Raw genomic sequence first — 23,865 nt, 5'->3', positions numbered from 1 at the left:
GCCTGTTGCACGATACATGTAGACAGTAGAATGGTCATCGGTCGTTTCCGAGCCGCCTGCGGTGTTGCAGCAGGCGCGGCCCGGCACTCGGACCGGCACGCCAGACCGGAGGGCGAGGATCGGCATGACGACTCTGCAACTGGTCCGTGATCTCCTTCCGGAGATCGCCGCACACGCTGACGAGGTCGAGCGGGGCCGGGGCCTCCCGGACCATCTGCTCGACGGGTTGCGAGCGGCAGGCTGCCTGCGCATGCTCGCCCCCGAGGCGTACGGCGGCACCGGCCTGAACGTGCCGGACACGCTGCGGGTCGTCGAGACGTTGGGCACGGCGGACGCCTCGGTGGCCTGGCTGGTGGGCCAGGTCGCGCTCTCCCAGCTCATCATCGGCTGCGCGCCGAAGAAGACCGTCGCGGAGATCTTCGCCGACAGCCCGGACGTCTACGCCGCCGGCGCGGTGGCGCCCAAGGGGCGGGCCACCGAGGTGGACGGGGGATGGCGGATCTCCGGCCAGTGGCCGTTCGTCACCGGCTGCGAACGCGCCGCCTGGGTCTACCTCAACTGCGTCCTGGTACGCGGCCGCACGGTCGCCATGGACGAGGGCCGGCCCGCCACCCGGATCATGCTGCTGCCCGCTGCCGACGTCACAGTTGTCGACACCTGGCACACCCTGGGCCTGCGTGGCACGGGCAGCCACGACCTGGCCGTCTCCGGCCGCTACTGCCCCGCCGAGCGGGCCGTGGAGCTGGTGCCCGGGTCAGCGGAGGCGGCCCGGGCGGCGATGAGCATCGCGCAGTCCAGCCTCATCATCGCGGCGGCGGCGCTGGGCATCGCCGAGGCGGCCCTGCGGGACGTCGTCGAGCTCGCGGCGGGCGGCAAGCGGCCGGCGCTGAGCGCGACCCGGCTGGCCTCCTCGACCGCCTTCCAGGAGCGGCTGGGCGAGGCTCGGATGGTGGTGCAGGCAGGTCGGGCGCTGCTCTACGACCAGGCCGGCGACGAGTGGGGCGGGTACTCGGGTCCGGATGCGGCGTTGCGGCGAGCGCAGGTCCGCGCCGCGTCCGCGCAGGCGACCGCGCTGGCGGTCCGGGCGACCGACGCGGCCTTCGAACTGGCCGGCGGGACGGCGGTGTACGACTCGTCTCCCCTGTCCCGGCGGCTCCGCGACGCCAACACCGCGCGTCAGCACTTCGTGGCCAGTCGCAACTCGTACACGGCCTTCGGTGCGCACCTGGTCGGCGAGGGCGGTGACGGCGGCCCACTGTGACCGGCGGGCCCCGATGTCACTTCACGCTGGGGATGACACCCTTGCGTCGCAGGCGGGTGATCCACCCCTGAGCGGTGTGGGTGGGCACGCCGTAGTGTTTGGCGACACCGGTGACGGTGCGGTTCTTGAGGTAGATGTCCTTGAGCTCGCTCGGGTCCGGCATACGCCGATAGGCGCGGTCTGACTTCGCCACCCGGCTCGGCGTCACGGCGCGGTAGGGCCGGACCGCGTCCGAGCCTTCGGCGGTTGCGGCGGCGACCGCGGGACGCTTCGCCGCGAATGCCTGCATGAGCAGGTCCAGGTCGACCTGGAGCAGGTCGGCGGCACCGAGCTTGACGTCATCCGCGACGCGGACGGTCAACTCCTTGATGTAGACCTGGCCGTCCTCGGCGAACACGCGCATGGTGGTGCGCGAGGAGTCTTCTCCCGCGTCTTTCTCACCGAGCACCGGTGTGATCGTGACGATGTATTGAGCCATTGTCTCTGCCCTTCTTCCTACCGACAGCCGGTGCCCGCGAGACGCTAGGACACAATCTCATACGTTGCGTAGATTTGGTTGGCCCTTCCGGACGCATCCAGCAGACCCTCGACACCCTGAGTAACGCCAGCATAACGGAAAGCCACCCTCCGGTACAACATCGATGCCCATGGTTGCCGAAAGACCACTTCGCGTATTAAACAAACGCGAGAAGAGCATCTCGAAGCCTCCTGGTGTTAGCAAGATCACCTGAGGTCGGTGGGCGCTCAGACCGGTATCCACACGTTCTTCGGCCGGAGGAACTCGCGCAGACCGGCGAGACCGCCGATCCGCGCGGAACCACTCTGCTTCACCCCGCCGAACGGTGCCGACGGCATCAGACCCGGTGCGCCGTTGACCCACACGCTGCCGGCAGCCACCGCCCGGCTGACCCGGTGAGCCCGGCGCAGGTCGTTGGTGTGCACGTACGCCCCCAGGCCGTAGCGGGTGGCGTTTGCCAACTCCACAGCCTCCTCCTCGGTGTCGAAGCTCGACACCGCGAGCACCGGGCCGAAGATCTCCTCCTGCACGAGTTCGGTGTCGCGGTCGGCGTCGACGAAGACGGTGGGTTCCACGAAGAAGCCGTCGGCGAGGTCGCCGCCGCAACGCCCGCCGCCCACCAGCAGCTGCGCACCGGCTGCGCGGGCCCGGTCGATCACCCCGATGATCCGGTCGCACGCCTGCCCGGAGACCACGGGACCCATCACGGTGGTCTCGTCGGCCGGGTCACCCACCCGCACCCGGCGCAGTCGTGCGGTCAACGTCTGGAGCACCTGGTCCCGGACCGCGGAGTGGACCAGCAGGCGGGTGCCGTTCGCGCAGCCCTGCCCCGACAGGGCCACCACTCCGCTCATCGCGAACCGGGCCGCCGACCGCAGGTCGGCGTCGTCGAAGATGAGGTGCGGGGACTTGCCACCCAGTTCCAACGCCACAGGTGTCAGGTTCCGGGCCGCCTCGGCGAGCACCTGCCGGCCGGTCGCCCCGCTGCCGGTGAAGTGGACCTTGTCGACGCCAGGGTGCCCTGCCAGGGCCGCCCCGGCGGACGGCCCACCGGGCACGACCACCACCACACCCTGCGGCACCCCCGCCTCCACCGTCAGCTCGGCGAAGCGCGGGCCGACGAAGGGTGCCAGCTCCGACGGCTTGACCACGACGGCGTTGCCGGCCGCGAGCGCCGGACCGAGCAGTTGCGCCATCGACATCAGCGACCCGTTCCACGGGATGATCCCGGCCACCACGCCGTACGGCTCGTCGAGGGTGTAGTCCAGGCTGCGCCCCGGCCAGGTGGGCAGCACCTCGCCGCCGATCTTGTCGCACCACCCGGCGTAGTACCGCAGGTGGTCGGCCGCCAACGCCGGCAGCCGCCGCGCGAGCTGGATCGGCAGGCCGATCTCCAGGCTCTGCAACGCGGCGAGCGACTCGGCATGCACCAGCAACAGGTCGGCCAGCCGCAGCAACGCGTCGCGCCGAATTTCGACCGAGCTGTCCCGCCACCGGGGCAGACTCTCCCGCGCCAGCGTCACGGCCCGGTCGATCTCGGCCGCTCCGGCGAGCACGACCTGTGTCGTCGGCTGCCCGGTCGCGGCGTAGACGTGCTCCGTCCGCCCGCCGGAAGACTCCACCACCCGCTCCTCGCCGATCCACAGCGCAGGCTCGGGCAACAGGTGCGTGGGTGGCTGGGTCATTCCCATCGCGCGCTCCTCACGTCGGGGCGGGTAACCGGTCGTACGCGTCTTTTCAGAATCCCATCAAAGCCTCGTAGGAAACCAGAGGCATCTTTGATAGACACTCTCACACACCGTAGATAGCCTGTCTTGCAGCATACGAGGCAGCAGCGGTGTCCGCGCTGGTCGTACCGCCTTCCCAGCCGGCAGAGACGCGTAAAAACGATCATGGAAGGTACGCGAATGACACCATCGAGGACGCGACCGTCCCCCAGCCCCGCGGAGACGCCTGCAGAGCCGCCCGCCAAGCCGGCGCCGATCGCCGGCCGGGCGCGCACCATCGCCCTCGTCGCCGTTCTGGTCGGCCTGCTGCTCGACCTGCTCGACATCGTGATCGTCAATGTCGCGCTGCCGACCATCCAGGAGGAGATCGGCGCCACCAGCTCGGACATGCAGTGGATGGTGGGTGGGTACACCCTCGCCTTCGCCACCATGCTGGTGACCGGTGGCCGGCTCGGCGACATCTACGGCCGCAAGAAGATCTTCATCATCGGCATGGTCGGCTTCGCCGCCGCCTCGCTCGTCGCCGGGATCGCAGCGAACCCGGAACAGCTGATCGTGGCCCGCTTCGTGCAGGGCGGCATGGGCGCGCTCATGGTCCCGCAGGTGCTGTCGATCCTCCAGGTCATGTACCCGCCTCAGGAGCGGGGCCGCGCCTTCTCCGCGCTGAGCGTCGTCTTCGCCGTCGGTACGGTGGCCGGTCCCATCGTGGGCGCCCTGCTCACCGCCGTCGACATCGCCGGCCTCACCTGGCGCACGATCTTCCTGGTGAACCTGCCCATCGCTGCGGTGTGTCTCTTCATCACCGCGAAGCTGGTTCCCGAGTCGAAGGGCGAGTCGGCCCAACGACTGGACGTCAAGGGCGCCATCCTGGTGGGTCTCGGCATGCTGCTGCTGGTGTTCCCGCTCATCCAGGGACCGGAGCAGGGTTGGCCGGCGTGGACCCTCGTCAGCCTCGTCGCCTCGTTGCTGGCCTTCGCCGCACTCGTCGCGGTACAGCGCCGCCAGACGGAGTCGCCGCTGATCCCGATATCGCTGTTCTCCCACCGCTCCTTCCGGGGTGGTCTCGCCGTCTCCCTGCTGTTCATGAGCGGTGTCATGCCGTTCTTCCTGGTCAACACCCTCTACCTGCAGTTCGGGCAGGGCTTCTCGGTGATCAAGGCCGGCCTGATCGGCGTCCTGTGGGGCTTCGCGGTTCCGCTGTTCACCGCCATCTCCGCTCGACACATCACGCCGAAGCTCGGGCGGCTCGGCCTGCAACTCGGGTTGGTCATGCTGATCGCGGCGATGGCCATCCTGATCACCGTGATCAACCAGTTCGACACGATCACCCCCTGGGCGCTCGCCCCCGGGCTGATCCTCGGTGGCGCGGGCATGGGCATGACCTTCGCGCCGTTGCTCACCTACACGCTCAACGACGTGCCACTGGACAGCGCGGGTGCCGCCTCCGGGGTGTTCAACACCGTGCAGCAGATGGGCGCCGCCATCGGCATCGCGCTGAGCAGCATGGTCTTCTTCATCGCCCTGGCCGTGCAGTCCCCCGCTGTCGGCGACGACCTCCGGAACACGGTCCGGGAGGAACTGACCGCCCGTGGCGTACCGGTGGCGGCCGTCGACGCCGCGGCCGACAGCGCCCGCGCCTGCTTCGACGAGCGGATCAAGGCCGCCAACCCGGAAGCCGACGTGGCTGCCTGCCGCGCAGTGGCGTCGCAGTCCGGCGCGGACGTCGCGGACCGGCACGACGAGTTGCAGTTCATCGCGAACCGCACCGCCTACCAGCAGACCACCGTACGGGCACTCGTCTACCAGATCGTCGTGTTCGCGCTGGCCATCGCCGCCAGCTTCCTGCTCCCCCGCCGCGTCGAGCATCAGGGCTGAGCCACGCTCGTCGGATGCCCGAGTCGGGTCCGCCGCCAGCCGGCGGACCCGACGGGTGTCAGGTGGCCCGGTGGCGACCCTCAACGAGGGCCGAACCAGAACGCCGTCGTCGGTCGTACGGCCTCACTCCGAGGCCGTACGACCGACGACGGCCTTCCCGTCCCCGGCCGCCGGCGCGGCCGTCCGCTCCTTCGCCAGTCGGGCGCCCGTGGCGCGACGGTCCACAGCGAGATCGCCACGGCGCTCGACCGGTACGTGGGACGTACCCATCGCCAGGCCGGTGGGCGACGGCATGTAGTCGTAGACGGCCTCGTACTCGCCGGACCGGACCACGAAGGTCTCGTGCCAGACCCCGACGTCGCCGTTGTTCTTCATCCGCTTGAAGTAGCGCGCCCAGACCTCCGCGTGCGGCTGCTGCGGGTCGTTGGCGAACCGCTCCAACTGCTCGACGCTACGGAAGTAGCCGATCAGGATCGGCCCCCGGGGAGTCCAGGCGTGGTGGGCGCAGAGTGCGCCGTTCTCCGGGTCGCTGAACAGCGCCATCAGGATCTTGCGCATGTCGCGGAAGTTCGGGTACCACTTGTGGATCTTCCAGTACCGGTTGATCCGCATGCCCGTGATGAAGACAGCGAAGTCACCTTCGATCTCAGCGGTCATCCGAGGCCGCTGCTTCGGCTCATTGCCCATAGCGGGTCGCTCCCTCGTCCGGTGCCATCGCACAGCACACGTATGTAGGATTCCAAGAGAGCAGTAGATACTTTGAAATACAAGCATTGACTGTGCAACACATGCGACAGACACGTGTTGCCGAGGGGATTGCCCATGCTTGCACCCGCACCACGTTTCGCCCCGCCGGAGGATCGGCTCACCTACCACCACAGCGAACGGTGGGTCCGCGGCCGCATCGGTGCCACCGTCGTCGTGGACAGTCGGCGACCGCTGCTGGTCTGGGAACCCGGGATGCCCGTGCCGTTCTACGCCTTCCCGCTGGCCGACCTGATCGGCGGGACCCTGCGGCCCGCCGAACAGCCACCGGAGCCCGGCAGCCGGGCCGGCAGCAGCTTCCACGACCTGACCGTCGACGGAGTCACCCTGCCCAACGCCGCCTGGACCTACCCCGGCGACGTCTTCGCGCAGACCGTGTGCCTCGCCTGGCGGGAGTGGTTCGGCCAGGGCATCGAGCGATGGTACGAGGAAGACGAGGAAGTATTCGTACACCCACGTGACCCGTTCTCCCGTGTCGACTCGCTGCCCAGCACCCGGCATGTGGTGGTGACCCACGAGGGAGTCGTGCTCGCCGACACCCGACGCCCGGTGCTGCTCTTCGAGACCGGGCTGCCCACCCGCTACTACATTCCCGCCGACGACTTGGTCCAGGGGTTGCTGCTGCCGTCCGAGCACCACACCCGCTGCCCGTACAAGGGGGTCGCCTCGTACTGGTCGCTGAGTCAGGTGCCCGGAGCCGCCGGGCGGAACATCGCCTGGTACTACCCCGACCCGCTGCCCAGCGTCGCCAACATCGCCGGGTTTACCGCGTTCTACCCGGAGCGCGTGACGATCCTGGTGGACGGCGAGTCGGTCAGCCCGCCCACGCCACCCCGGTAGGACCGCTCCGCCAACCTGCCTCGGCAGAAATCCGGTGGCAGCCGACCGGCAAGGTCGTCACCGACGGGCCGTACCTGGAACTCAAGGAGGTCATCGGCGGCATCGTCCGGCTGGAGTGCGGCGATGCCGGCCTGCAACTGGTACGGCCCGGTCCGGCTCAGGCGCACCGCCGCGCGTAGCCGCAACGCCGCCCGTTCGATCGCCGGCCTGTCCCACCGCCGTCGGTCCTGCTTGTCGAGCAGCACGATGCGTCCCCACGAGTCGAACCGCGCGGCAGCGCGGGCCTGGTGCAACTCCAACAACGCCGCCAGACCGGCCGCCTCCGGCTCGCCGGGCAGCAACTCGGCCAGTTGGCGCGCCAACTCGACCCCCTCGCGGGCCAGCTCGCGCCGCTGGGCGGACCGGCTGCTGGACAGGTACCCCTCGTTGAAGACGAGGTAGATCACCGAGAGTACGGCCGGCAGCCGGTCGGGATACTCGTGCGGCTGGCGAGCCGGTCGTCCACGCCCGGTTCCGGCGGCGGCTCGGTGGCCAGTCGGGCCAGCTTCTCGCGGCCGACCGCGTCGCGGCGCAGCCGGTCCAGCGCCCTTCGCCAACCCGTGGTGACCAGCCAACCGGCGGGGCGCTCCGGCACCCCCTCACCCGGCCAGCGGGCGAGCGCCTCGGCCAGCGCGTCGGACAACGCCTCCTCGGCCAGGTCGAAATCGCCGAGCCGACGGCTGAGCACCCCGAGCATGCCGGCCGCGTCCGTCCGCCAGATCCGCTCCACAAGTTCTGCCACGTCACCCACCCGACCAGGGTGCAACACCCGGAGTGCGTCGTCGTCGACCCGGCTCGGCTCACCATGTGATGCAACCCCGCGAGCCACACCTGGCGTGACTAACTCGAATCGGGGATCGGAGGCCTGGATGGGCGATCGCGACACGGCGTTCGCGGAGTACTTCGCGGCGAGGTCCAGCGCGATGCGCGGCACGGCGTACCTGCTCTGCGGTGACTGGCACCGGGCGGAGGACCTGGTCCAGACCGCCTTCACCAAGCTGTACCTGGCCTGGCACCGGGTCTCCCGGCACGAGGTGCTCGACGCCTACCTGCGCCAGATCATCGTCCGCACCTTCCTCGACGAGCGACGGCGCGGCTGGTGGCGGCGGGAGCAGTTGGACGATGCCGACCCTGAGCAGCCGGCACCCACCGACGCACCGGAGAACCGGCTGGTGATGCTCCAGGCCCTGGCCGCCGTACCGCCCCGCCAACGGGCCGTGCTGGTCCTGCGCTACTGGGAGGACCTGCCCGTCGACGAGGTCGCTCACCTGCTGCGCTGCTCACCGGGGACGGTGAAGAGTCAGGCCGCCCGCGGCCTGGACACGCTGCGCGGCCTCCTGTCACCCACGTACAGCGGCACCGAGAGAGGGTAACGATGGACGGACAGCAGTTGCGCGAGGCATTGCGCGACGAGATGGCGAGCGTCTCCTCGCCACCGCCGCTGGACACGAAGACCATGCTGGGCAGCGCCCGCCGGGCCCGCACCCGGCGTCGTACCGTCCGGGCCTGCGTCGGATCGGCGGCGGCTGTCGTGGCCGTGGCATTCTTCGGCACCTTCGCCGTCCCGGGTGCCGGCGGCTGGAGCCCCGCGATGATCGGGGCGCCCTCGTCCGAGGACGACACCGCCTCCCCATGGCCGACCGGGCCGGACGGTCTCCCGCAGGAGGACCGCACCGCGCGTGCCGGCACCAGGTACGACCGGGGCGCCGAGCTTCTCGACCAGCTCCGCGCCGTCGTGCCGGCCAGCTACACCGTGCCGGAGTCCCCGGAGGCCCCGTCACACCAGGCGCAGTACGAGCAGACGGTCGACGGACTCGACGTGTGGAGCTACTCGTCCTCGGTCACCCTCGCCAAGGGTGAGTGGACGGGCCGCCTGATGGTCGAGGTCCACACCGCAGGCAATCAACTGCCGACCGAGCCGTGCGCGCTGGCCCGCCAGTTCTGGGGCATGCAGGGCACCTGCGAACTGGTCACCGTGGCAGCGGCGCAGGTGGGCGTGGTGGTCAGCCCCGGCGACGACGACCGGTTCGACCAGTGGGCCGCCTACCGGCACCCGGACGGCGTGGTGGTCTTCGTCGCGCAGTCCACCGACCGCGACGGCACCCTCCAGAGCCGTATGCCCTTCTCCGTCCCGCAACTGGCGTCCCTGGCCACCAACAAACGCTTCCACTTCCAGTAGGCCGATCCCCGATCCCGGCTTAGATCTTGGTACGAACGCGCCCCCGTAAGGGCGATTTCGTACCAAGATCTAGGGCTTATATACCCCTCGGGGGTATATCGTGAGCGGGGAGGGAGGGAGGGATGGGATGGCGCGGGACAGCGGGCATGGGGGGCATGGGGGGCAGCACGGCGGGCATGACAAGCATGGGGGGCATGATCCGGAGGCGTTTCGGCGTACGTTCTGGCTGAGTCTGGCGCTGACCGTGCCGATCGTGGTCACCAGCCACATGGTGATGGACTGGTTCGGCTACGAACTGGACTTCCCCGGGATCGACCTGGTGGGGCCGGTGCTGGGCACTGTGGTTTTCGCGTACGGCGGCTGGCCCTTCCTCCAGGGGGCGGTGCGGGAGATCCGCGACCGGGCCCCCGGCATGATGCTGCTGATCGCGATGGCGATCTCCGTCGCGTACCTGGCGTCGCTGGCCACCGCGCTCGGCGCGTTCGACCTGGACTTCTGGTGGGAACTGGCGGCGCTGGTCACCATCATGCTGCTCGGGCACTGGCAGGAGATGAAGGCGATCGGCCAGGCCCAGGGTGCCCTGTCGGCGCTGGCCGCGTTGCTGCCCGACGACGCGGAACGGCTGGCCCACAACGGTCGGACCGAGCGGGTGCCGGTGGCAGACCTGCGCGTGGGCGACACCGTGCTGGTACGGCCCGGTGCACGGGTACCGGCGGACGGTCAGGTCGTCGACGGCCAGGCCGAGGTGGACGAGTCGATGATCACCGGCGAGTCCCGACCGGTGGCGCGGGCGACAGGTGATCGGGTGGTGGCCGGCACCGTCGCCACCGACGCATCCCTTCGGGTACGCGTCGACGCGGTCGGCGACGACACCGCACTCGCCGGCATTCAGCGGCTGGTGGCGCAGGCGCAGCAGTCCAGTGGCCGGGCACAGGTGCTGGCCGACCGCTTCGCCGCCTGGTTGTTCTACATCGCCACCGCCACCGCCCTGGTCACCCTGCTGGTGTGGACCGTGCTCGGCAACCTGGGCGAGGCGGTGGTCCGTACGGTCACCGTGCTGGTCATCGCCTGCCCGCACGCGCTCGGCCTGGCCATCCCCCTGGTGATCGCCCTGTCCACAGCGGTCGCCGCCAAGGGCGGAATCCTGGTCAAGGACCGGCTGGCGCTGGAGCGGATGCGCACCGTCGACACGGTGCTGTTCGACAAGACCGGAACGCTGACCCGAGGCGCACACACCGTAACCGGCATCGCCGCCACCGCCGACCCCCTAGCCCAGCACAGCAACGGGCAGGAGACGGCCGGGCAGCGGGAGGTGCTGGCGATCGCGGCGGCGGTGGAGGCCGACAGCGAGCATCCGCTGGCCCGGGCGATCGTGGCCGCCGCCGAGGCGCAGGGGCTCCGACGGACGGCGACGGGCTTCCAGGCGCTGACCGGTCGGGGCGTACGCGCCGAGGTCGACGGGGTGAGCTACGCCGTGGGCGGACCGGCGCTGCTGCGGGAGTTCGGCGTCACCGTCCCCGATGCACTGGCCCGACGGCAGGAGGAGTGGTCCCGCCGGGGTGCGGCCGTGCTGCACCTGCTGCGCCTGTCCGCCAGCCAGACATCCGAGGGCCGGGGATCGGACGGCCGGGCATCCGACGGCCGGGCGGAGGTGCTCGGTGCGCTCGCGTTGGAGGACGAGGTACGGCCGGAGGCGCGGCAGGCCATCGCCGACCTACGCCGGCAGGGAATCCGGAAGGTCGTCATGATCACCGGAGACGCCCGTCCGGTTGCCGAGGCCGTCGCCGCCGACCTGGGGTTCCGGGCCGGTGCGGACGAGGTGTTCGCGGAGGTGCTGCCGGCGGAGAAGGACGACGCGGTGGTCGACCTGCAACGCCGGGGTCTGCGGGTGGCGATGGTGGGCGACGGGGTCAACGACGCCCCGGCGCTGGCCCGCGCGAACGTCGGCATTGCGATCGGGGCCGGCACCGACGTGGCGATCGAGTCCGCCGGGGTGGTGCTCGCCTCCTCCGACCCGCGCGGGGTGACCGGAGTGATCCGATTGTCTAAGGCCGCGTACCGGAAAATGGTCCAGAATCTGGCCTGGGCGGCGGGCTACAACGTGGTCGCGCTGCCGCTGGCCGCCGGTGTCCTGGCCTGGGCCGGGGTGGCGCTGAGCCCGGCGGTCGCGGCGGTGTTGATGTCTGCCTCGACGATCGTGGTGGCGCTCAACGCCCAGTTGCTGCGCCGGGTCCGGCTACGCCCACCGGACTGACGCCGCGTCGCGGAGCCCGGTGGTGACGCCGCATCGCGGAGCCCGGTGGTGACCCCGCAGAGGGAAGATTCGTACAAGACCCGGCCGGAATACGGCGACCACACTCGACGCCATGGAAACCGGCACCGAGCCCGTACGCTTCGACACCAAGATCGCGGTGCTGCTCCGCGACGACCTGCCGGTCTGGCAGCGGCTGAACATGACGGCGTTCCTGGTCAGCGGCATCTCTCGGGCAGCGCCCGAGGTGATCGGCGAGCCGTACGCCGACGCCGACGACACGCCCTACCTGCCGATGTTCCGGCAGCCGGTGCTGGTCTTCGCCGGGTCGAAGGAGGTGCTGACCGCCGCCCACCAGCGCGCCGTCGGGCGGAACCTGCCGCTGGCGGTCTTCACCTCGGACCTGTTCGGCACCGGGAACGACCGGGACAACCGGGCGGCGGTACGCGCGGTCGGCCGCGCCGACCTGGACCTGACCGGCCTGGCGGTGTACGGCCCTCGCAACGGGGTGGACAAGGTCATCAAGGGTGCCCGGATGCACCCGTAGCAGGGAAGCGGTACCGGCCGGGCGTGAAGCCGAGGATCCGTTTGAAGTGTCGACTCAGGTGTGCCTGGTCGTAGAAGCCGGCCGCGACCGCGACCTCCACGGCGGGCCGCCCATCCCGGAGCAACTGTCGAGCCAGGTCCACCCGACGTGAGATCACGTACTGGTGCGGCCCGAGTCCGTACGCGGTGGAGAAGGCGCGCACCAGATAGGTGGGGTGGACGTGCAGGGCTTCGGCGGCGTTCCGCAGGCTCAGCCCGGTGACGACGTGTTCGTCGAGCAGTTCGCGTAGGCGACGCGCGATCCGGGTGTCACGCACCGCCGGCACCTGCGGCGTACGTCGGGTGAGGTGGGCCCGGAGCCGGTCGCGGACGACGGCGAGTTGCACCTCGGCGGCGAACTCGTCACCGGGTGCCGCCACCAGCGCATGCAGCAGGTCGATCCGTCGCCGCAGCGCCGTGTCGTCGAACGAGGGCTGGTCCACGGCGCGGCCCATCAGCCGGTCGCCGAGCTGCTCGGGGTCGAGGTAGAGGACCCGTTTGCGGAATCCGCCCGGGGTGGCCGGGCTGCCGTTGTGCGCGACCCCCGGCGGCAGCAGGGTGACCACCTGCCGGAACGCGCCGTGCTCGTGACGGTCGAGGTCATAGCGGACGATCCCGTCGTCGACCACAAGCAACGTCCAGCTGCCGTGGGTGTGCATGGGGTACGCGTGCTCGGTGAACCGGGCGTGCAGCACCTCGGTTAGCCCGCTGACCGGCGGCGACCAGACCCGTACCTGCTGCCCGGTGGACATCAGTCGACGGTAGCTCCCGTTGCGGTCGCGGCGGGGTAGGCGCGGGTCTCGGTGGCCTTGACGGCGACCCAGACCGGTTGGCCCGGGACCAGTTCGAGGTGGGCGGCGGCGGCCGGGGTGACGTCGGCGGCGACCTCGATCGGGCCGGTGAGTTGGATCCGCAGGTTGTCGCCGTGCCGTTGGATGCCGGTGATGGTCGCCGGCCAGGTGTTGCGAGGGCTGCCGTCCGGCTGACGGGGGTGCAGCGCCACGGCCGCCGGCGCGAAGGCCACGAAGACCTCCCCCTCGTGCCGCTCGCCGATGGTCAGCACATGCCCGTCGGCGAGCCGGACCTGGTGGCCGGTGGCATGTCCCCGGTAGAGGTTCAGCCCCACCAGGCGGGCCACGTAGTCGGTACGGGGTTCGGCGGTGATTGTGGTCGCGTTGCCTTCCTGGACCACCCGACCGTCCTCGATGATCACCAGCCGGTCGGCGAGCACCAGGGCGTCCAGCGGATCATGGGTGACCAGCAGGGTGGCTCCCGGATGGGCGGCGAGGTGCTTGTGCAGCTGGGCTCGGGTGTCGAGTCGGGTGCGGGCGTCGAGGGCGGCCAACGGCTCGTCGAGCAGCAGCAGCGCCGGCTCGACGGCCAGAGCACGGGCCAACGCGACCCGTTGGGCCTGACCACCGGAGAGTTCGCGGGGTTTGCGTCGAGCCTGCTCGGTCAGACCCATCCGGGCCAGCCAACCGGCCGCCCGCTGCCGGGCCTGCCGCCGGTCCAGGCCGTGCCGGCGCGGCCCGAAGGCGACGTTGTCCAGCGCGCTGAGGTGGGGAAAGAGCAGGTAGTCCTGGAAGACCACGCCGATCGGTCGCCGCTCGGTGGGGACCCACGTCCGGTGCCCGGGGCGGTCCAGGTCGCGGCCGGCGAGGGTGAGGTGCCCGGCGCAGAGCGGGTGCAGACCTGCGAGGGCCCGCAGGGCGGTGGTCTTGCCGGCGCCGTTGGGCCCGAGCAGGGCCACGACCTCGCCGGGTGCGACGGTCAGCGGCAGGTCGAGCCGGAAGCCACCCCGGTCGACCACCAGATGCGCGTCGAGCAGCCGGGTCATGGTGCGCTCACCCAGCGGTCCCGCAGGCTGGCCAGGATCACCACGGAGACGGTGAGCAGGACGAGGCTGAGCACGATGGCGGCCTCCAGGTCTGTCTCCAGGGCGAGGTAGACGGCCACCGGCATGGTCTGGGTACGGCCGGGATAGTTGCCGGCGAAGGTGATGGTCGCGCCGAACTCACCGAGCGCGCGGGCCCAGCCCAGCACCGCCCCGGCGGCCACCCCCGGCGCGACCATCGGCAGCGTGACGTGGGTGAAGGTGACCCAGCGCCCGGCACCGAGGGTGGCGGCGGCCTCCTCGTACCGGGTGTCGGCACCGCGCAGCGCACCCTCCACCGCGATGATCAGGAACGGCATGGCGACGAATGTCTGGGCCAGCACGACCGCGGTGGTGCTGAACGGCACGGTGATCCCGAACGTCTCGTCCAGCCAGGAGCCGACGAGTCCACGGCGGCCGAAGACCAGCAGCAGCGCCACGCCGCCGACCACGGGTGGCAGCACCAGCGGGACGGTGACCAGGGCGCGCACCAACCGGCGGCCAGGGAACGGCACCCGGGCCAGCAGCCAGGCCAGGGGCACGCCGAGGACCAGGCAGAGCAGGGTGGCGAGGGTCGCGGTCTGCACCGACAGCCGCAACGCGGTGAGTACGCCCGGCTCGGTGAGCCGCTGCGGCAGCGTGGCCCAGGGCGTACGGGCGAGCAGCCCGACCAGCGGCAGCAGCAGGAACAGCAGACCGATCGCGGCGGGCAGCAGCAGTGCGACCGGAACCCGGCGGGCGCGACCGATGCGCCGGGCCGGCACCGTCCCGCTGTCGACTCGACGCACCGGCTACGGCACCTGGAACCCGGCGGAGGTGAGCACCGCGCGACCGGGATCGGAGCGGACGTACTCGACGAAGGCACGGGCAGCGGCCGGGTTGGTGGCGTCGGTAAGCACCACGATCGGATAGTCGTTGATCGCCTCGGCGGACTCGGGGAACTCCACGCCGTCGATGTCGGCGGCAGCGGCCCGGACGTCGGTGCGGTAGACCAGAGCGGCGTCGACCTCGCCCAGCCGTACCTTGGCCAGCGCGGCCCTCACGTCCTGCTCCAGGGTGACCGGGGTGAGGGCGACCCCGGCCGCGTCCAGCGCGGCGCGCGCCGCCGCCCCGCAGGGCACCTGCTCGGCGCAGAGCGCCACCTTCCGGTCCGGCCCGGTGAGATCGCGCAGGCTGGTCACCCCGTCCGGGTTGCCCTTGGGTACGGCGATGACAAGCTGATTGCGTACGAAGGTGACCGGCTCGTCGGCGGCGTTGCCGGCGTCGACGACGGTGGCCATGGGGGCCGGCGCGGCGGCGGCGAAGACGTCGGCGGGAGCACCCTGGTTGATCTGGGCGGCCAGCGTGGAACTACCGGCGAAGCTGAACGTCACCCGCACCCCGTGGGCGGCCTGGAAGTCCTGACCGATCCGGGTGAACGACTCGGTCAGCGAAGCAGCGGCGAACACGGTCAACTCGCCGCCGGTCCCGTCGTCGGCTCCAGGTGGTTCGGCTCGATCGTCGGCGCAGCCGGTCACGAGCAGTACCGCAAGCACCCCGACGGCGGCCAGGGTCGTACGCAGCCGGGTGCAGGACTTTGCTGTGCTGACGACGTTCACGCTACCCGTGAGCCGAAGGGTTGGTCGGCGGGTGAGCCAGTCCACGAGCGCGGTCACCTTGCTATCTTGACGGGCCCTGTCCGGGGGGCTACCCGCCCCACCCGACCTCGCGAGCCGTCTCCAGTGGCCTGACGGCCCTCAACACGGAGCGTGACCGGCGGTATGGACAGCAAACGTGCGATTGAGGTCCGCTCGCGCCGAGGGCGCTCTGCATTCTGGCCCGTTGCTCAGGCGTCGAAGTTGCCCGCCTTGATGCCCTGCACGAAGCCGGCCCACCGGTCGGCGTTGAAGGACAGCACCGGCCCCTGTCGGTCCTTGCTGTCGCGGACCATAACGGCCTGGGGTGGTGTGGCGACCTCGACGCAGTTGCCGCTCGATCCGGACCTGCTGCTCTTGCGCCAGGTGACGCGAGTCAGGTCCATCCCGTGCCCTCCTAGGTGAGGTCTGCCGCAATCGCACGCAGCGTATCTCGCGTGGGCTTGGGTGCCAGCGCAAGGGCTTGCAGTTGCTCGTGTGCCGCCGCGTACGCGGCAACCTCGCCGGGCCGCTCCAGGTATAGCGCTCCGGTCAGGGTGTCGACGTACACCATGCGCTCTTCGGCTGCGTGCGGATACGGGTCGGGCATCGGCGGGAAGTCGAGGATCACGAAGCTGCCATCGAACCCGACTCCAGCCGAGTACGGCAGCAACTGAATCTGGACGTTGCTCCGTGTCGATTCTTCGATAAGCCGCGCGAGCTGCCGTTGCAGCACCTCGGGACCGCCGACCATCCGGCGAGCCGCGCCCTCGTCGATGACCACACGCAGCATCGGCGGGTCGTCCCCGGTCAGAATGGCTTGCCGCTCCATCCGCAGCGCTACCTGTCGGTCTACCTCGTCACCTTGCATCGGGACGGGCGCGCCTTCGAACGCCGCTCTCGCGTACTCCTCGGTTTGCAACAGGCCGGGAACCATCTGGCACTCGTAGGTGCGGATGACAGACGCCTCGGACTCCATCCCGACATACGCTGCGAACCAGTCCGGCAGGACGTCGCTGTACCGCTGCCACCATCCGCGCTGCTTCGCCTGGCGAGCCACCGCAATCACGGCCTCGGCCTGGTCTCCAGCCACGCCGTACAACGCCAAAAGCGCTCGCACGTCGTTTGGGTGCGGCCGGACCTCTGCCGTCTCGATCCGGCTGAGCCAGCTCGCATCGTGGTCGACGCGCCTTGCTGCGTCGGCTGACGTGATCCCCGCCGTCTCGCGGAGTTGCCGGAGGGTCAGCGCCAAGCGCCGGCGCCTGACCGTAGGGCTCTGACGTTGAGGCATGTCGTCATCCTGCCATGCGGAAAACCAAAATTCCTTTCGCAGACACGCAGTCCGCAAACCTGTTATCCGCATATTGCGGATTGCATTTGTGCGTGGGACGGTGTTGCCGGGTGTGGCGGTCAAATGACCGTGAGTGGCCTGGCCGCCATGCCGCTTACGAGAGGAGGCGGGATGGGCAGGCATGTCAGCTACGACCAGTACGTGGTCGCCGCAGCTCTCACGCTGGCCCGACGACATCGGCCCGTGTGGTCGTGGGAGAAGTGGCGGCGGGTCTGCCGGTGCGGGGGCGAATTACCCTGCCGGGCCAAGCATCGCGTGCCGATCAACCGGGGTCACTGGCCGGGTGGGGTTCGATGACCACACATGGGCCTGTCCTTCCGTTCTGGACGTGCGCAGGATGTGAATTGCCCTGGCCCTGTCGCACCCGACGCCGCGAGCTGCTGATCGAGTACGAAAACGCTCCGGTGTCCCTCGCCCTCTACATGGGGACGCACCTGGTGTCCGCCGCACAGGACATGGGCTGGGCTCCCGCTGGCGTTCTTCATCGCAGGTTTCTCGGGTGGCTGCCATGACCGAGGTTCCGTACTTCGTCCAGGTGGCCTGGGTTGTTCTCGATGACCACACCGTCAAACGCTGCGACCGGTGCTACCCGGACGGCTGGTGCCCGCGCGTCGCGGTCTCGCGTGCCCGGGTCTTGGCCTAGCGCAAGGTCAGGCACCTGCGGTGATCACGCTCCGAGCCGGTAACCTGGTGCAGGTAACCCGATCTGCCAGCGTGCAGTTCCACAAGCCGATCATGTTCCGGGTCATCCGCGTGCTGGACTGGGCTACCTACGACGGGTGGATCTGGCTGGAGGGCTACCAGCTCGACTCCCGAGGTGACGCCGTGGCGCGGCGGTCCATCTTCGTGATGCAGGCCGGACTGCGGACCGCCCCGGCACCCGTGGTGGTCGGGCAAACGCACTTTCGGAGTCGCTGGAACTAGTGGGTGATCACGGGCGACCAACTTCACGACGTCGCCCGTTGAGAGGAAACCTATGTTCAGCGCCACCTCGGGTCGGTTCACCCGCCCGGCCGTACTCTTGACCGGGGTTCTCCTCGCCGGTCTGTTCGCCGGCTGCGGTTCCTCCGACGACGACTCGACCGCGGCCCCCAGCCCGTCGGCCACCGCCGTCCCCTCCGCCAACCCGGCTGCGGCGGACGGTGCGCTTACCGTCCAGGATCCGTGGGTCAAGGCGGCCGACTCGGGGATGACCGGGGCGTTCGTCACTCTTGTCAACAACACCGACGCCGACGTCACCATCACCGGCGCGACCTCCTCCGTCTCGCCGATGGAGGTGCACGAGATGACCATGCGCGACGGGCAGATGGTCATGCAGGCCAAGGAGGGCGGTGTGGTGGTCAAGGCCCGGAGCGAGTACCGGCTGGAACCCGGCGGCGACCACCTGATGCTGATGAACCTCGCCCAGCCGGTACGGGCCGGTGACGAGGTCAGCTTCACCCTCACCTTCGCCGACGGCCGGACCCAGACGTTCACCGCCGTGGCCAAGCCGTTCACCGGCGCCCAGGAGAGCTACGCCCCCGGTCACGGTGAGCCCTCGCACGCCCCGCACGGTGAGCCCTCGCACGCCCCGTCGGCCAGCCACAGCCCGACACCATGACCTCGGCGAAATCGCCGGTGAGCCGGCGCGGTCTGCTCACCGGAGGCGCGTTGGCCGCCGGTGGCACGCTTGTCGGTGCCGTCGCGGTCGCCGCCGCCCGCAGCGAGGACACCACCGCTGCGCCCGCGCAGGTGCCGGTGGCGACCGTCGGTGAGGCTATCGAGCCGTTCCACGGCGTACGCCAGTCCGGTGTCGCCACCGAACCGCAGGCGCACGCGGCGTTCGTCGCCTTCACCCTGCGTCCCGGCACCGACCGCGCCGCGCTCGGCCGGATGATGCGCCTGCTCTCCGACGACGCCGCCCGCCTCACCCAGGGGCGGCCGGCGCTGGCCGACACCGAGCCGGAACTGGGCCTGCTACCGGCCCGGCTGACCGTCACGTTCGGCTTCGGTCCCGGCCTGTTCACCGCGGCCGGCCTCGACGATCGCCGGCCCCCGTCGGTGGTCGACCTGCCGTCGTTCCCGATCGACCGGTTGCAGCCGCGCTGGTCCGGTGGAGACCTGCTGGTGCAGATCTGTGCCGACGACCCGATCACGGTCGCCCACGCCCAGCGGGTCCTGGTCAAGGACAGCCGCCCCTTCGCCACCGTGCGGTGGGTGCAGCAGGGCTTCCGGCGAGCCGCCGGGGCCGAGCCGGGCCGGACCCAGCGCAACCTCTTCGGCCAACTCGACGGCACCGCCAATCCGAAGCCGGGTGGGCCGCTGGAGACGGCCGTGTGGATTCCCGACGGGCCGGACTGGCTGCGCGACGGCACCACTCTGGTGCTCCGGCGGATCAGCATGAACCTGGAGACCTGGGACCTGCTCGGCCGCACCGACCGGGAGTTCAGCGTCGGCCGGCGGTTGGACACCGGTGCCCCGCTGACCGGCACCGACGAACACGACGAGCCGGACTTCGCCGCCGTCGGCCCCGACGGGCTGACGGTGATTCCGGACTTCTCCCACCTCACCCGGGCCCACGTCGGCGACGACCGGTTCCGGATCCTGCGCCGTCCCTACAACTACGACGGGGTGCCGGCGGCCGACGGCACCGCCGACAGCGGATTGATCTTCGCCTCGTACCAGGCCGACATCGCCCGACAGTTCCTGCCCATCCAGCAGCGGCTCGCCGAGCGTGACCTGCTCAACGAATGGACCACCCCGATCGGCTCCGCCGTCTTCGCCATCCCGCCCGGTTGTCCCGAGGGCGGCTGGGTCGGCCAGCAGCTGCTCGGCTGAGGAGGAGAATCGTCATCATGCGCACCCGACTCCGCCACCTGTCCGCCCTGGGCCTGGCCGCCGTCCTGCTGGCTGCCACCGCCCTGCTGGCCGCGCCGGTTTCCCCGGCCTACGCGCACAACGTGCTGCGCAAGGCAACGCCGGCTCAGGACGCCGAGCTGACCAAGGCACCGACCAAGGTCACCCTGGACTTCCTCCAGAAGCTGAACCCGGCGTTCACCACGGTCACGCTCAGCGACGCCGACAAGCAGCCGGTGGCCACCAGCGAGCCGGAGGTGGACGGCACGAAGGCCACCGTGACCATCGACTCGCCGCTGCCCAACGGCGTCTACACGGTGGCGTACCGGGTGGTCTCCAACGACGGGCACCCGGTGCAGGGGTCGTACAAGTTCACCGTGGCCGACCCGACCGCCACCGCCGAGCCGAGCCCGAGCCCGAGCCCGGAGCCGACCGAGCCGACGGAGAGCCCCAGCCCGACCGCCGAGCAGACCTCCGTCGCGCCCGCCAGCCCCGCCGCGAGCGACTCCTCCGGTGGCGGTGCGGGTACGGCCGCGCTGCTGACCGGTGCCGCCGTACTGGCCGCCCTGGCGATCGGTGCGGTGGTCGTCCTGCTGCGCCGCCGCCGCTCCGGTGACAGCGCGGCGTAGCGGGCACACCGGCGTGACCGGTGCCGTGCGCGCCTCGGTGTGCCCGGCACACCGGGCGTGCCGCGCGCCGGTCAGCCGGCCAGCGCGTCGGCGCGGCGTCGGAACAGCGCGCGTTCGCCGTCGTTGCGGGTGAGTTCGGCGGCCCGGAGGAACTCGTCGCGGGCCGGCCCGGCGTGGCCCAGTCGGGCCAACAGTTCGCCGCGCACCGCGGGCAGCTGCGGGTAGTCACGCAACGACCGTTCCTGCGCCAGCTCGTCGACAAGCGACAGCCCTCGCTTCGGATCACCCGCCAGACCCACCGCGGCAGCCCGGTTGAGCAGCACCACCGGGGTCGGCTGGAGGTGGGCGAGGACCTCGTACAGGGCCACGATGCGGGGCCAGTCGGTCTGCTCGGCGCGGGTTGCCCGGGCGTGGCACGCCGCGATCGCGGCCTGCAGGGTGTAGCTGCCGATGCCCAGCGCCTCGGCGCGGGCCAGCCCGTCCAGTCCGCGCCGGATCAGCAGCCGGTCCCACGACCGGCGGTCCTGGTCGAGCAGGGGCACCGGCTGACCGGCGGCGTCGACCCGGGCGCGCAGCCGGGAGGCCTGGAGTTCCATCAGGGCCAGCAGGCCGTGCACCTCGGGCTCGGCGGGAAGCAGCCCGGCGAGCAGCCGTCCCAGCCGCAGCGCTTCGTGGCACAGCTCCGGACGCGCCCAGTCCGGGCCGCTGGTGGCCGCGTACCCCTCGTTGAAGATCAGGTAGACGACCTCCAGCACCGCCGCGAGCCGCTCCGGCAGTTCCGCGCGGGTGGGTAGCTCGAACCGCACGTTCGCTGCGGCTAGGGTCCGTTTCGCCCGGACGATGCGTTGGGCGGCGGTGGATTCGGAGACCAGGAACGCCCGGGCGATCTCCGGGGTGGTCAGGCCGCCGAGCAGCCGCAACGTCAACGCGACCTTGGCCTCGCCGGAGAGCACCGGATGGGCGGCGGTGAAGACCAGCCGCAGCAGGTCGTCACCGATGTGGTCGTCCAACTCGGCGTCCCGGTCGGCCTCCGCGTACTCCTGCCGGATCTGGATGTCCCGGGTGAGCAGGGCGAGCTTGCGCGCGTACCGTTCCTCGCGGCGCAGCCGGTCGATGGCCCGATGCTTGGCGGTCGCCAGCAGCCACGGCCCGGGATTCTCCGGCACCCCGGTCTGCGGCCAGCGTTCCAGGGCCACGACCAGCGCGTCCTGGGCCAACTCCTCGGCCAGCCCGACGTCGGAGACGAGCCGGGCCAGGCGGGCGATCAGCCGGGCCGACTCGATCCGCCAGACCGCCTCGACCGCCCGGTGGGTGGCCCGCCTCGCGTCGTCCGGGGTGGAATCGGTACCCGTCACGGTACCGATTCCACCATCGAAGTCAGGCTGCCGGCGGGAAGTCCTCCGGCCCGAACACCTTGCGCACCTCGGTCTCACCCGACCAGCCGGGCCACATGTCCCGGTGCAGCTTCATGAACCGCGACGTCCACTCCACCGCCTCCTCCCGGTCGCGTACCTCGTAGACCGCATAGCTGATGATCTCCTTGGCCTCGGTGAACGGCCCGTCGGTGACCGCCAGCCTCCCGGCGGAGACGTCGACCCGCCAGCCGGCTGCGCTCGGCAGCAGCCCGCCCTGGTCGAGGAGGACGCCGGCGCTGGTGGCCTCCTCGCCGAGCTTCATGATCGCTGCCATCAGCTCCGGCGGGGCCGGGGTGTCGGGCTGGAGGGCCTTGAGCAGTGCCAGGTACCGCATGTCGATCTCCTCTTTGACGGATTTCAGTGGGTCGTGCTGCTGCGGTGGTGCCACATCGTCGACGACAGCCAGGCCCAGGCCAGCAGCATGGCGGCGGTGAACGCCTGGTTCGCGGCGACGCGCCCGCCGCCGGCGGCCATCGCGACGAACCCGGCCAGGAACAACACCCCTGTGGTACGCGACAGGACCGCCCAACCGCGCCGCCGGTCAGCGGCGAAGCGGCGAGCCAGGCCGAGGCACGCGGCGACGAGGCAGCCGAAGCCGACCGCTCCCGCCCCGAAGTGCAGCAGTCCGTGCCAACTCATGGTGCCGGTGTCAGCCGTTGTGGTGCGGGACATCTCCCGGCTCCCTTCGCTGTCCGGGGCGCGCCGTTCGGCCCCGCTACCAGGAAGCTCGAACGGGAAGACCGGGATTCGACACCACGGCCCAACTTTTTCGAGAAATTTCTCGGGCGGGAGTCAGGCGCCGCGCGGGGCGTACATGATGACGGCCACCCCGAGCAGGCAGATCGCCGCTCCGGCCAGGTCCCAGCGGTCCGGCCGGAAACCGTCGAAGATCATTCCCCAGGCCAGCGAACCGGCGACGAAGACCCCGCCGTACGCGGCCAGGATGCGCCCGAAGTTCGGGTCCGGCTGGAAGGTGGCGACGAACCCGTACGCGCCGAGCGCGAGCACCCCGGCGGCCACGAACCACAGCCCACGATGCTCCCGCCAGCCCTGCCACACCAGCCACGCCCCACCGATCTCGGCGATGGCGGCCAGCACGAACAGCAGGACGGAACGCAGCACGGTCACCTGCCGCACCCTACTGCGCGTCACCCGGGCGGCGACGAGTTGCCGGAGCTATTCTCGGTCCCCGTTGAGGAGGTGGTGACCGTGCCGCCCGAACAGCCACCCGTCGATCCGGACGTCGACCTCCGCGTCCCGCGCCAGCGTGCCGAGTTGCGCGGTGGCACCGCCAGCCTGCTGGCGGCGATCGCCCTCGGCGGCATGATCGGTGCCGTCCTGCGGCACGGCCTGGCGGTGGCGTTCCCACACTCCCCCACCGGCTTTCCGTGGGCCACCTTCGCGGTGAACGTCTCGGGCTGCCTGCTCATCGGCGTACTGATGGTGTTGATCACCGAGGTGTGGACCGCACCTCGACTGCTCCGACCCTTCCTCGGCGTCGGGATGCTCGGCGGATACACCACCTTCTCCACGTACGCGGTGGAGGTGCAGCAGGCGGTGGCGGCCGGCGCGGCACGCACCGCGCTGCTGTACCTGGCCGGCACCCTGGTCGCCGCGCTCGCCGCCGTCCGGATCGGCCTCACGCTCACCCGGCTGGCGACCGGCGCGCGACGCCTGCGGAGCAGCGGATGACGGTCCTGCTCGTGGCGCTCGGCGCGGCCGTCGGCGCACCACTGCGCTATCTGCTCGACCGGGCGGTGCAGGCCCGGCACGGCTCCGCGTTCCCGTGGGGCACCCTCACCGTCAACGTGCTGGGCTCGTCGATCCTCGGGGTGCTGATCGGAGGCGCGGGAGCAGGCGCGGTGCCCGGTTCCCTGGTCGCCCTGCTCGGCACCGGGCTGTGCGGGGCGCTGACCACCTACTCGACCTTCGGCTACGAGACGATCCGCCTCGTCGAGACCGGTGCCCGCCGGTACGCCCTGGCCAACGCCGTGGTCAGTGTCGCCGCCGCGCTCGGTGCCGCGTTCCTCGGCGTCACCCTGGCCGAGGCGCTCTGGGCTTGACGGCCTGGTTTGCCCTGGCCGGAGGCGGGTAGACGGCGGCCCGCTGA

The 23,865-nt window shown here is 70.8% G+C and carries 30 protein-coding genes; 15 read left to right on the top strand and 15 right to left on the bottom strand.

Annotated elements, in window-relative coordinates; genetic code table 11:
• Window positions 1–124: 124 nt before the first annotated feature.
• The gene (locus tag C1A38_RS05840) at window positions 125–1,261 is read left to right on the top strand and encodes an acyl-CoA dehydrogenase family protein (RefSeq protein WP_102656797.1); all 1,137 of its coding nucleotides are present in this window, start codon (window positions 125–127) and stop codon (window positions 1,259–1,261) included.
• 16 nt (window positions 1,262–1,277) lie between these two features.
• On the opposite strand, the gene C1A38_RS05835 is transcribed toward C1A38_RS05840, so the two are convergent.
• On the bottom strand, window positions 1,278–1,709 hold the full coding sequence (locus C1A38_RS05835) for a hypothetical protein (protein ID WP_233196654.1): 432 nt from the start codon (window positions 1,707–1,709) through the stop codon (window positions 1,278–1,280).
• Between the two features lie 296 nt (window positions 1,710–2,005).
• Window positions 2,006–3,469 carry an aldehyde dehydrogenase family protein gene (locus C1A38_RS05830; RefSeq protein WP_102656795.1) on the bottom strand — a complete coding sequence of 488 codons (1,464 nt, stop codon included), beginning with the start codon at window positions 3,467–3,469 and terminating at the stop codon, window positions 2,006–2,008.
• Window positions 3,470–3,685: 216 nt separating this feature from the next.
• Here C1A38_RS05830 and C1A38_RS05825 point away from each other — a divergent pair, with 216 nt between their 5' ends.
• Window positions 3,686–5,380, top strand: coding sequence for an MFS transporter (locus tag C1A38_RS05825; RefSeq protein ID WP_102656794.1), 1,695 nt, complete (start codon window positions 3,686–3,688; stop codon window positions 5,378–5,380).
• Window positions 5,381–5,503: 123 nt separating this feature from the next.
• Here C1A38_RS05825 and C1A38_RS05820 read toward each other — a convergent pair whose 3' ends face one another.
• A complete protein-coding gene (locus C1A38_RS05820; RefSeq protein ID WP_102656793.1) occupies window positions 5,504–6,037 on the bottom strand; it encodes a DUF4188 domain-containing protein in 534 nt (177 codons plus the stop codon).
• Between the two features lie 165 nt (window positions 6,038–6,202).
• On the opposite strand from C1A38_RS05820, the gene C1A38_RS05815 reads away from it, so the two are divergent.
• Complete coding sequence (locus tag C1A38_RS05815) at window positions 6,203–6,985, top strand: DUF427 domain-containing protein (RefSeq protein WP_102656792.1); 783 nt, start codon at window positions 6,203–6,205, stop codon at window positions 6,983–6,985.
• On the opposite strand, the gene C1A38_RS31665 is transcribed toward C1A38_RS05815, so the two are convergent.
• Window positions 6,919–7,431, bottom strand: coding sequence for a DUF6596 domain-containing protein (locus C1A38_RS31665; protein WP_233196653.1), 513 nt, complete (start codon window positions 7,429–7,431; stop codon window positions 6,919–6,921). The genes C1A38_RS05815 and C1A38_RS31665 overlap by 67 nt on opposite strands.
• Entirely contained in the window at window positions 7,428–7,775 is a 348-nt protein-coding gene (locus tag C1A38_RS31660) for a sigma factor (RefSeq protein WP_233196652.1), read from the bottom strand. Before C1A38_RS31660 ends, C1A38_RS31665 begins: the two co-directional genes overlap by 4 nt.
• A 118-nt stretch (window positions 7,776–7,893) precedes the next feature.
• Between C1A38_RS31660 and C1A38_RS05800 the strand changes: the two genes are divergently transcribed.
• The 4 genes from C1A38_RS05800 to C1A38_RS05785 all read left to right on the top strand — a co-directional run bounded on the left by C1A38_RS05800 (window position 7,894) and on the right by C1A38_RS05785 (window position 12,001).
• Window positions 7,894–8,397: a SigE family RNA polymerase sigma factor gene (locus C1A38_RS05800; RefSeq protein WP_102656791.1), complete on the top strand. Its 504-nt coding sequence runs from the start codon at window positions 7,894–7,896 to the stop codon at window positions 8,395–8,397.
• 2 nt (window positions 8,398–8,399) lie between these two features.
• A complete protein-coding gene (locus C1A38_RS05795) occupies window positions 8,400–9,203 on the top strand; it encodes a hypothetical protein (RefSeq protein WP_102656790.1) in 804 nt (267 codons plus the stop codon).
• 127 nt (window positions 9,204–9,330) lie between these two features.
• A complete protein-coding gene (locus tag C1A38_RS05790; RefSeq protein ID WP_102656789.1) occupies window positions 9,331–11,457 on the top strand; it encodes a heavy metal translocating P-type ATPase in 2,127 nt (708 codons plus the stop codon).
• Between the two features lie 112 nt (window positions 11,458–11,569).
• Entirely contained in the window at window positions 11,570–12,001 is a 432-nt protein-coding gene (locus C1A38_RS05785) for a DUF2000 domain-containing protein (protein WP_013731177.1), read from the top strand.
• Here C1A38_RS05785 and C1A38_RS05780 read toward each other — a convergent pair.
• The 6 genes from C1A38_RS05780 to C1A38_RS05755 all read right to left on the bottom strand — a co-directional run bounded on the left by C1A38_RS05780 (window position 11,976) and on the right by C1A38_RS05755 (window position 16,777).
• Window positions 11,976–12,791, bottom strand: coding sequence for a helix-turn-helix transcriptional regulator (locus tag C1A38_RS05780; RefSeq protein ID WP_102656788.1), 816 nt, complete (start codon window positions 12,789–12,791; stop codon window positions 11,976–11,978). The genes C1A38_RS05785 and C1A38_RS05780 overlap by 26 nt on opposite strands.
• Window positions 12,791–13,876, bottom strand: a complete 1,086-nt coding sequence (locus C1A38_RS05775; protein WP_102656787.1) for an ABC transporter ATP-binding protein — start codon at window positions 13,874–13,876, stop codon at window positions 12,791–12,793. Before C1A38_RS05775 ends, C1A38_RS05780 begins: the two co-directional genes overlap by 1 nt.
• Window positions 13,873–14,700: an ABC transporter permease gene (locus C1A38_RS05770; protein ID WP_102656786.1), complete on the bottom strand. Its 828-nt coding sequence runs from the start codon at window positions 14,698–14,700 to the stop codon at window positions 13,873–13,875. The genes C1A38_RS05775 and C1A38_RS05770 overlap by 4 nt, the downstream gene beginning before the upstream one ends.
• 3 nt (window positions 14,701–14,703) lie before the next feature.
• On the bottom strand, window positions 14,704–15,510 hold the full coding sequence (modA, locus tag C1A38_RS05765) for a molybdate ABC transporter substrate-binding protein (RefSeq protein WP_199180095.1): 807 nt from the start codon (window positions 15,508–15,510) through the stop codon (window positions 14,704–14,706).
• Between the two features lie 227 nt (window positions 15,511–15,737).
• The gene (locus C1A38_RS05760) at window positions 15,738–15,932 is read right to left on the bottom strand and encodes a DUF397 domain-containing protein (protein ID WP_102656785.1); all 195 of its coding nucleotides are present in this window, start codon (window positions 15,930–15,932) and stop codon (window positions 15,738–15,740) included.
• 11 nt (window positions 15,933–15,943) lie between these two features.
• Entirely contained in the window at window positions 15,944–16,777 is an 834-nt protein-coding gene (locus C1A38_RS05755) for a helix-turn-helix domain-containing protein (RefSeq protein ID WP_233196651.1), read from the bottom strand.
• 392 nt (window positions 16,778–17,169) lie between these two features.
• Here C1A38_RS05755 and C1A38_RS32360 point away from each other — a divergent pair, with 392 nt between their 5' ends.
• From C1A38_RS32360 to C1A38_RS05725, 6 genes are read left to right on the top strand one after another with little or no spacing between them, the layout of a single operon-like run.
• On the top strand, window positions 17,170–17,388 hold the full coding sequence (locus C1A38_RS32360) for a hypothetical protein (RefSeq protein WP_102656782.1): 219 nt from the start codon (window positions 17,170–17,172) through the stop codon (window positions 17,386–17,388).
• Window positions 17,385–17,519 carry a hypothetical protein gene (locus tag C1A38_RS32160; protein ID WP_286046564.1) on the top strand — a complete coding sequence of 45 codons (135 nt, stop codon included), beginning with the start codon at window positions 17,385–17,387 and terminating at the stop codon, window positions 17,517–17,519. Before C1A38_RS32360 ends, C1A38_RS32160 begins: the two co-directional genes overlap by 4 nt.
• A 23-nt stretch (window positions 17,520–17,542) precedes the next feature.
• Window positions 17,543–17,800: a hypothetical protein gene (locus C1A38_RS05740; RefSeq protein WP_102656859.1), complete on the top strand. Its 258-nt coding sequence runs from the start codon at window positions 17,543–17,545 to the stop codon at window positions 17,798–17,800.
• Window positions 17,801–17,852: 52 nt separating this feature from the next.
• The gene (locus C1A38_RS05735; protein ID WP_102656781.1) at window positions 17,853–18,476 is read left to right on the top strand and encodes a copper chaperone PCu(A)C; all 624 of its coding nucleotides are present in this window, start codon (window positions 17,853–17,855) and stop codon (window positions 18,474–18,476) included.
• On the top strand, window positions 18,473–19,693 hold the full coding sequence (locus C1A38_RS05730; RefSeq protein WP_102656780.1) for a Dyp-type peroxidase: 1,221 nt from the start codon (window positions 18,473–18,475) through the stop codon (window positions 19,691–19,693). The genes C1A38_RS05735 and C1A38_RS05730 overlap by 4 nt, the downstream gene beginning before the upstream one ends.
• Window positions 19,694–19,710: 17 nt before the next feature.
• Complete coding sequence (locus tag C1A38_RS05725; protein WP_102656779.1) at window positions 19,711–20,340, top strand: copper resistance CopC family protein; 630 nt, start codon at window positions 19,711–19,713, stop codon at window positions 20,338–20,340.
• A 71-nt stretch (window positions 20,341–20,411) separates the two neighbouring features.
• On the opposite strand, the gene C1A38_RS05720 is transcribed toward C1A38_RS05725, so the two are convergent.
• From C1A38_RS05720 to C1A38_RS05705, 4 genes are all read right to left on the bottom strand, one after another.
• Window positions 20,412–21,695 carry an RNA polymerase sigma factor gene (locus C1A38_RS05720; protein ID WP_102656778.1) on the bottom strand — a complete coding sequence of 428 codons (1,284 nt, stop codon included), beginning with the start codon at window positions 21,693–21,695 and terminating at the stop codon, window positions 20,412–20,414.
• A gap of 22 nt (window positions 21,696–21,717) precedes the next feature.
• Window positions 21,718–22,089: a YciI family protein gene (locus tag C1A38_RS05715; RefSeq protein ID WP_102656858.1), complete on the bottom strand. Its 372-nt coding sequence runs from the start codon at window positions 22,087–22,089 to the stop codon at window positions 21,718–21,720.
• A gap of 23 nt (window positions 22,090–22,112) precedes the next feature.
• On the bottom strand, window positions 22,113–22,427 hold the full coding sequence (locus C1A38_RS05710; protein ID WP_233196650.1) for a DUF998 domain-containing protein: 315 nt from the start codon (window positions 22,425–22,427) through the stop codon (window positions 22,113–22,115).
• Window positions 22,428–22,547: 120 nt separating this feature from the next.
• Entirely contained in the window at window positions 22,548–22,883 is a 336-nt protein-coding gene (locus C1A38_RS05705) for a YnfA family protein (protein ID WP_102656857.1), read from the bottom strand.
• A 75-nt stretch (window positions 22,884–22,958) separates the two neighbouring features.
• On the opposite strand from C1A38_RS05705, the gene crcB (C1A38_RS05700) reads away from it, so the two are divergent.
• Together crcB (C1A38_RS05700) and crcB (C1A38_RS05695) are read left to right on the top strand one after the other, a co-directional pair.
• Window positions 22,959–23,447, top strand: coding sequence for a fluoride efflux transporter CrcB (crcB, locus tag C1A38_RS05700; protein WP_102656856.1), 489 nt, complete (start codon window positions 22,959–22,961; stop codon window positions 23,445–23,447).
• Window positions 23,444–23,818 carry a fluoride efflux transporter CrcB gene (gene crcB / locus C1A38_RS05695; protein WP_102656777.1) on the top strand — a complete coding sequence of 125 codons (375 nt, stop codon included), beginning with the start codon at window positions 23,444–23,446 and terminating at the stop codon, window positions 23,816–23,818. Before crcB (C1A38_RS05700) ends, crcB (C1A38_RS05695) begins: the two co-directional genes overlap by 4 nt.
• Window positions 23,819–23,865: the final 47 nt, after the last annotated feature.

This window comes from Verrucosispora sp. ts21, assembly GCF_002879555.1.
GTDB classification, from domain to species: Bacteria; Actinomycetota; Actinomycetes; order Mycobacteriales; family Micromonosporaceae; genus Micromonospora; species Micromonospora gifhornensis.
Note: the sequence above shows the minus strand (reverse complement) of the source record. Positions and strands in the feature narration are given on the sequence as shown.

Excerpts from the sequence above, each read along its gene's own strand:
- C1A38_RS05830 (WP_102656795.1), bottom strand. The coding sequence starts at position 3,469 with ATGGGAATGACCCAGCCACCCACGCACCTGTTGCCCGAGCCTGCGCTG.
- C1A38_RS05785 (WP_013731177.1), top strand. The coding sequence starts at position 11,570 with ATGGAAACCGGCACCGAGCCCGTACGCTTCGACACCAAGATCGCGGTG.
- C1A38_RS32360 (WP_102656782.1), top strand. The coding sequence starts at position 17,170 with ATGACCACACATGGGCCTGTCCTTCCGTTCTGGACGTGCGCAGGATGT.
- crcB (WP_102656777.1), top strand. The coding sequence starts at position 23,444 with ATGACGGTCCTGCTCGTGGCGCTCGGCGCGGCCGTCGGCGCACCACTG.
- C1A38_RS05825 (WP_102656794.1), top strand. The coding sequence starts at position 3,686 with ATGACACCATCGAGGACGCGACCGTCCCCCAGCCCCGCGGAGACGCCT.
- C1A38_RS05760 (WP_102656785.1), bottom strand. The coding sequence starts at position 15,932 with ATGGACCTGACTCGCGTCACCTGGCGCAAGAGCAGCAGGTCCGGATCG.
- C1A38_RS05800 (WP_102656791.1), top strand. The coding sequence starts at position 7,894 with ATGGGCGATCGCGACACGGCGTTCGCGGAGTACTTCGCGGCGAGGTCC.
- C1A38_RS05815 (WP_102656792.1), top strand. The coding sequence starts at position 6,203 with ATGCTTGCACCCGCACCACGTTTCGCCCCGCCGGAGGATCGGCTCACC.
- C1A38_RS05725 (WP_102656779.1), top strand. The coding sequence starts at position 19,711 with ATGCGCACCCGACTCCGCCACCTGTCCGCCCTGGGCCTGGCCGCCGTC.
- C1A38_RS05840 (WP_102656797.1), top strand. The coding sequence starts at position 125 with ATGACGACTCTGCAACTGGTCCGTGATCTCCTTCCGGAGATCGCCGCA.
- C1A38_RS32160 (WP_286046564.1), top strand. The coding sequence starts at position 17,385 with ATGACCGAGGTTCCGTACTTCGTCCAGGTGGCCTGGGTTGTTCTCGAT.
- C1A38_RS05730 (WP_102656780.1), top strand. The coding sequence starts at position 18,473 with ATGACCTCGGCGAAATCGCCGGTGAGCCGGCGCGGTCTGCTCACCGGA.
- C1A38_RS05710 (WP_233196650.1), bottom strand. The coding sequence starts at position 22,427 with ATGTCCCGCACCACAACGGCTGACACCGGCACCATGAGTTGGCACGGA.
- C1A38_RS05795 (WP_102656790.1), top strand. The coding sequence starts at position 8,400 with ATGGACGGACAGCAGTTGCGCGAGGCATTGCGCGACGAGATGGCGAGC.
- C1A38_RS05715 (WP_102656858.1), bottom strand. The coding sequence starts at position 22,089 with ATGCGGTACCTGGCACTGCTCAAGGCCCTCCAGCCCGACACCCCGGCC.
- C1A38_RS05775 (WP_102656787.1), bottom strand. The coding sequence starts at position 13,876 with ATGACCCGGCTGCTCGACGCGCATCTGGTGGTCGACCGGGGTGGCTTC.
- C1A38_RS05735 (WP_102656781.1), top strand. The coding sequence starts at position 17,853 with ATGTTCAGCGCCACCTCGGGTCGGTTCACCCGCCCGGCCGTACTCTTG.
- C1A38_RS05790 (WP_102656789.1), top strand. The coding sequence starts at position 9,331 with ATGGCGCGGGACAGCGGGCATGGGGGGCATGGGGGGCAGCACGGCGGG.
- C1A38_RS05820 (WP_102656793.1), bottom strand. The coding sequence starts at position 6,037 with ATGACCGCTGAGATCGAAGGTGACTTCGCTGTCTTCATCACGGGCATG.
- C1A38_RS05780 (WP_102656788.1), bottom strand. The coding sequence starts at position 12,791 with ATGTCCACCGGGCAGCAGGTACGGGTCTGGTCGCCGCCGGTCAGCGGG.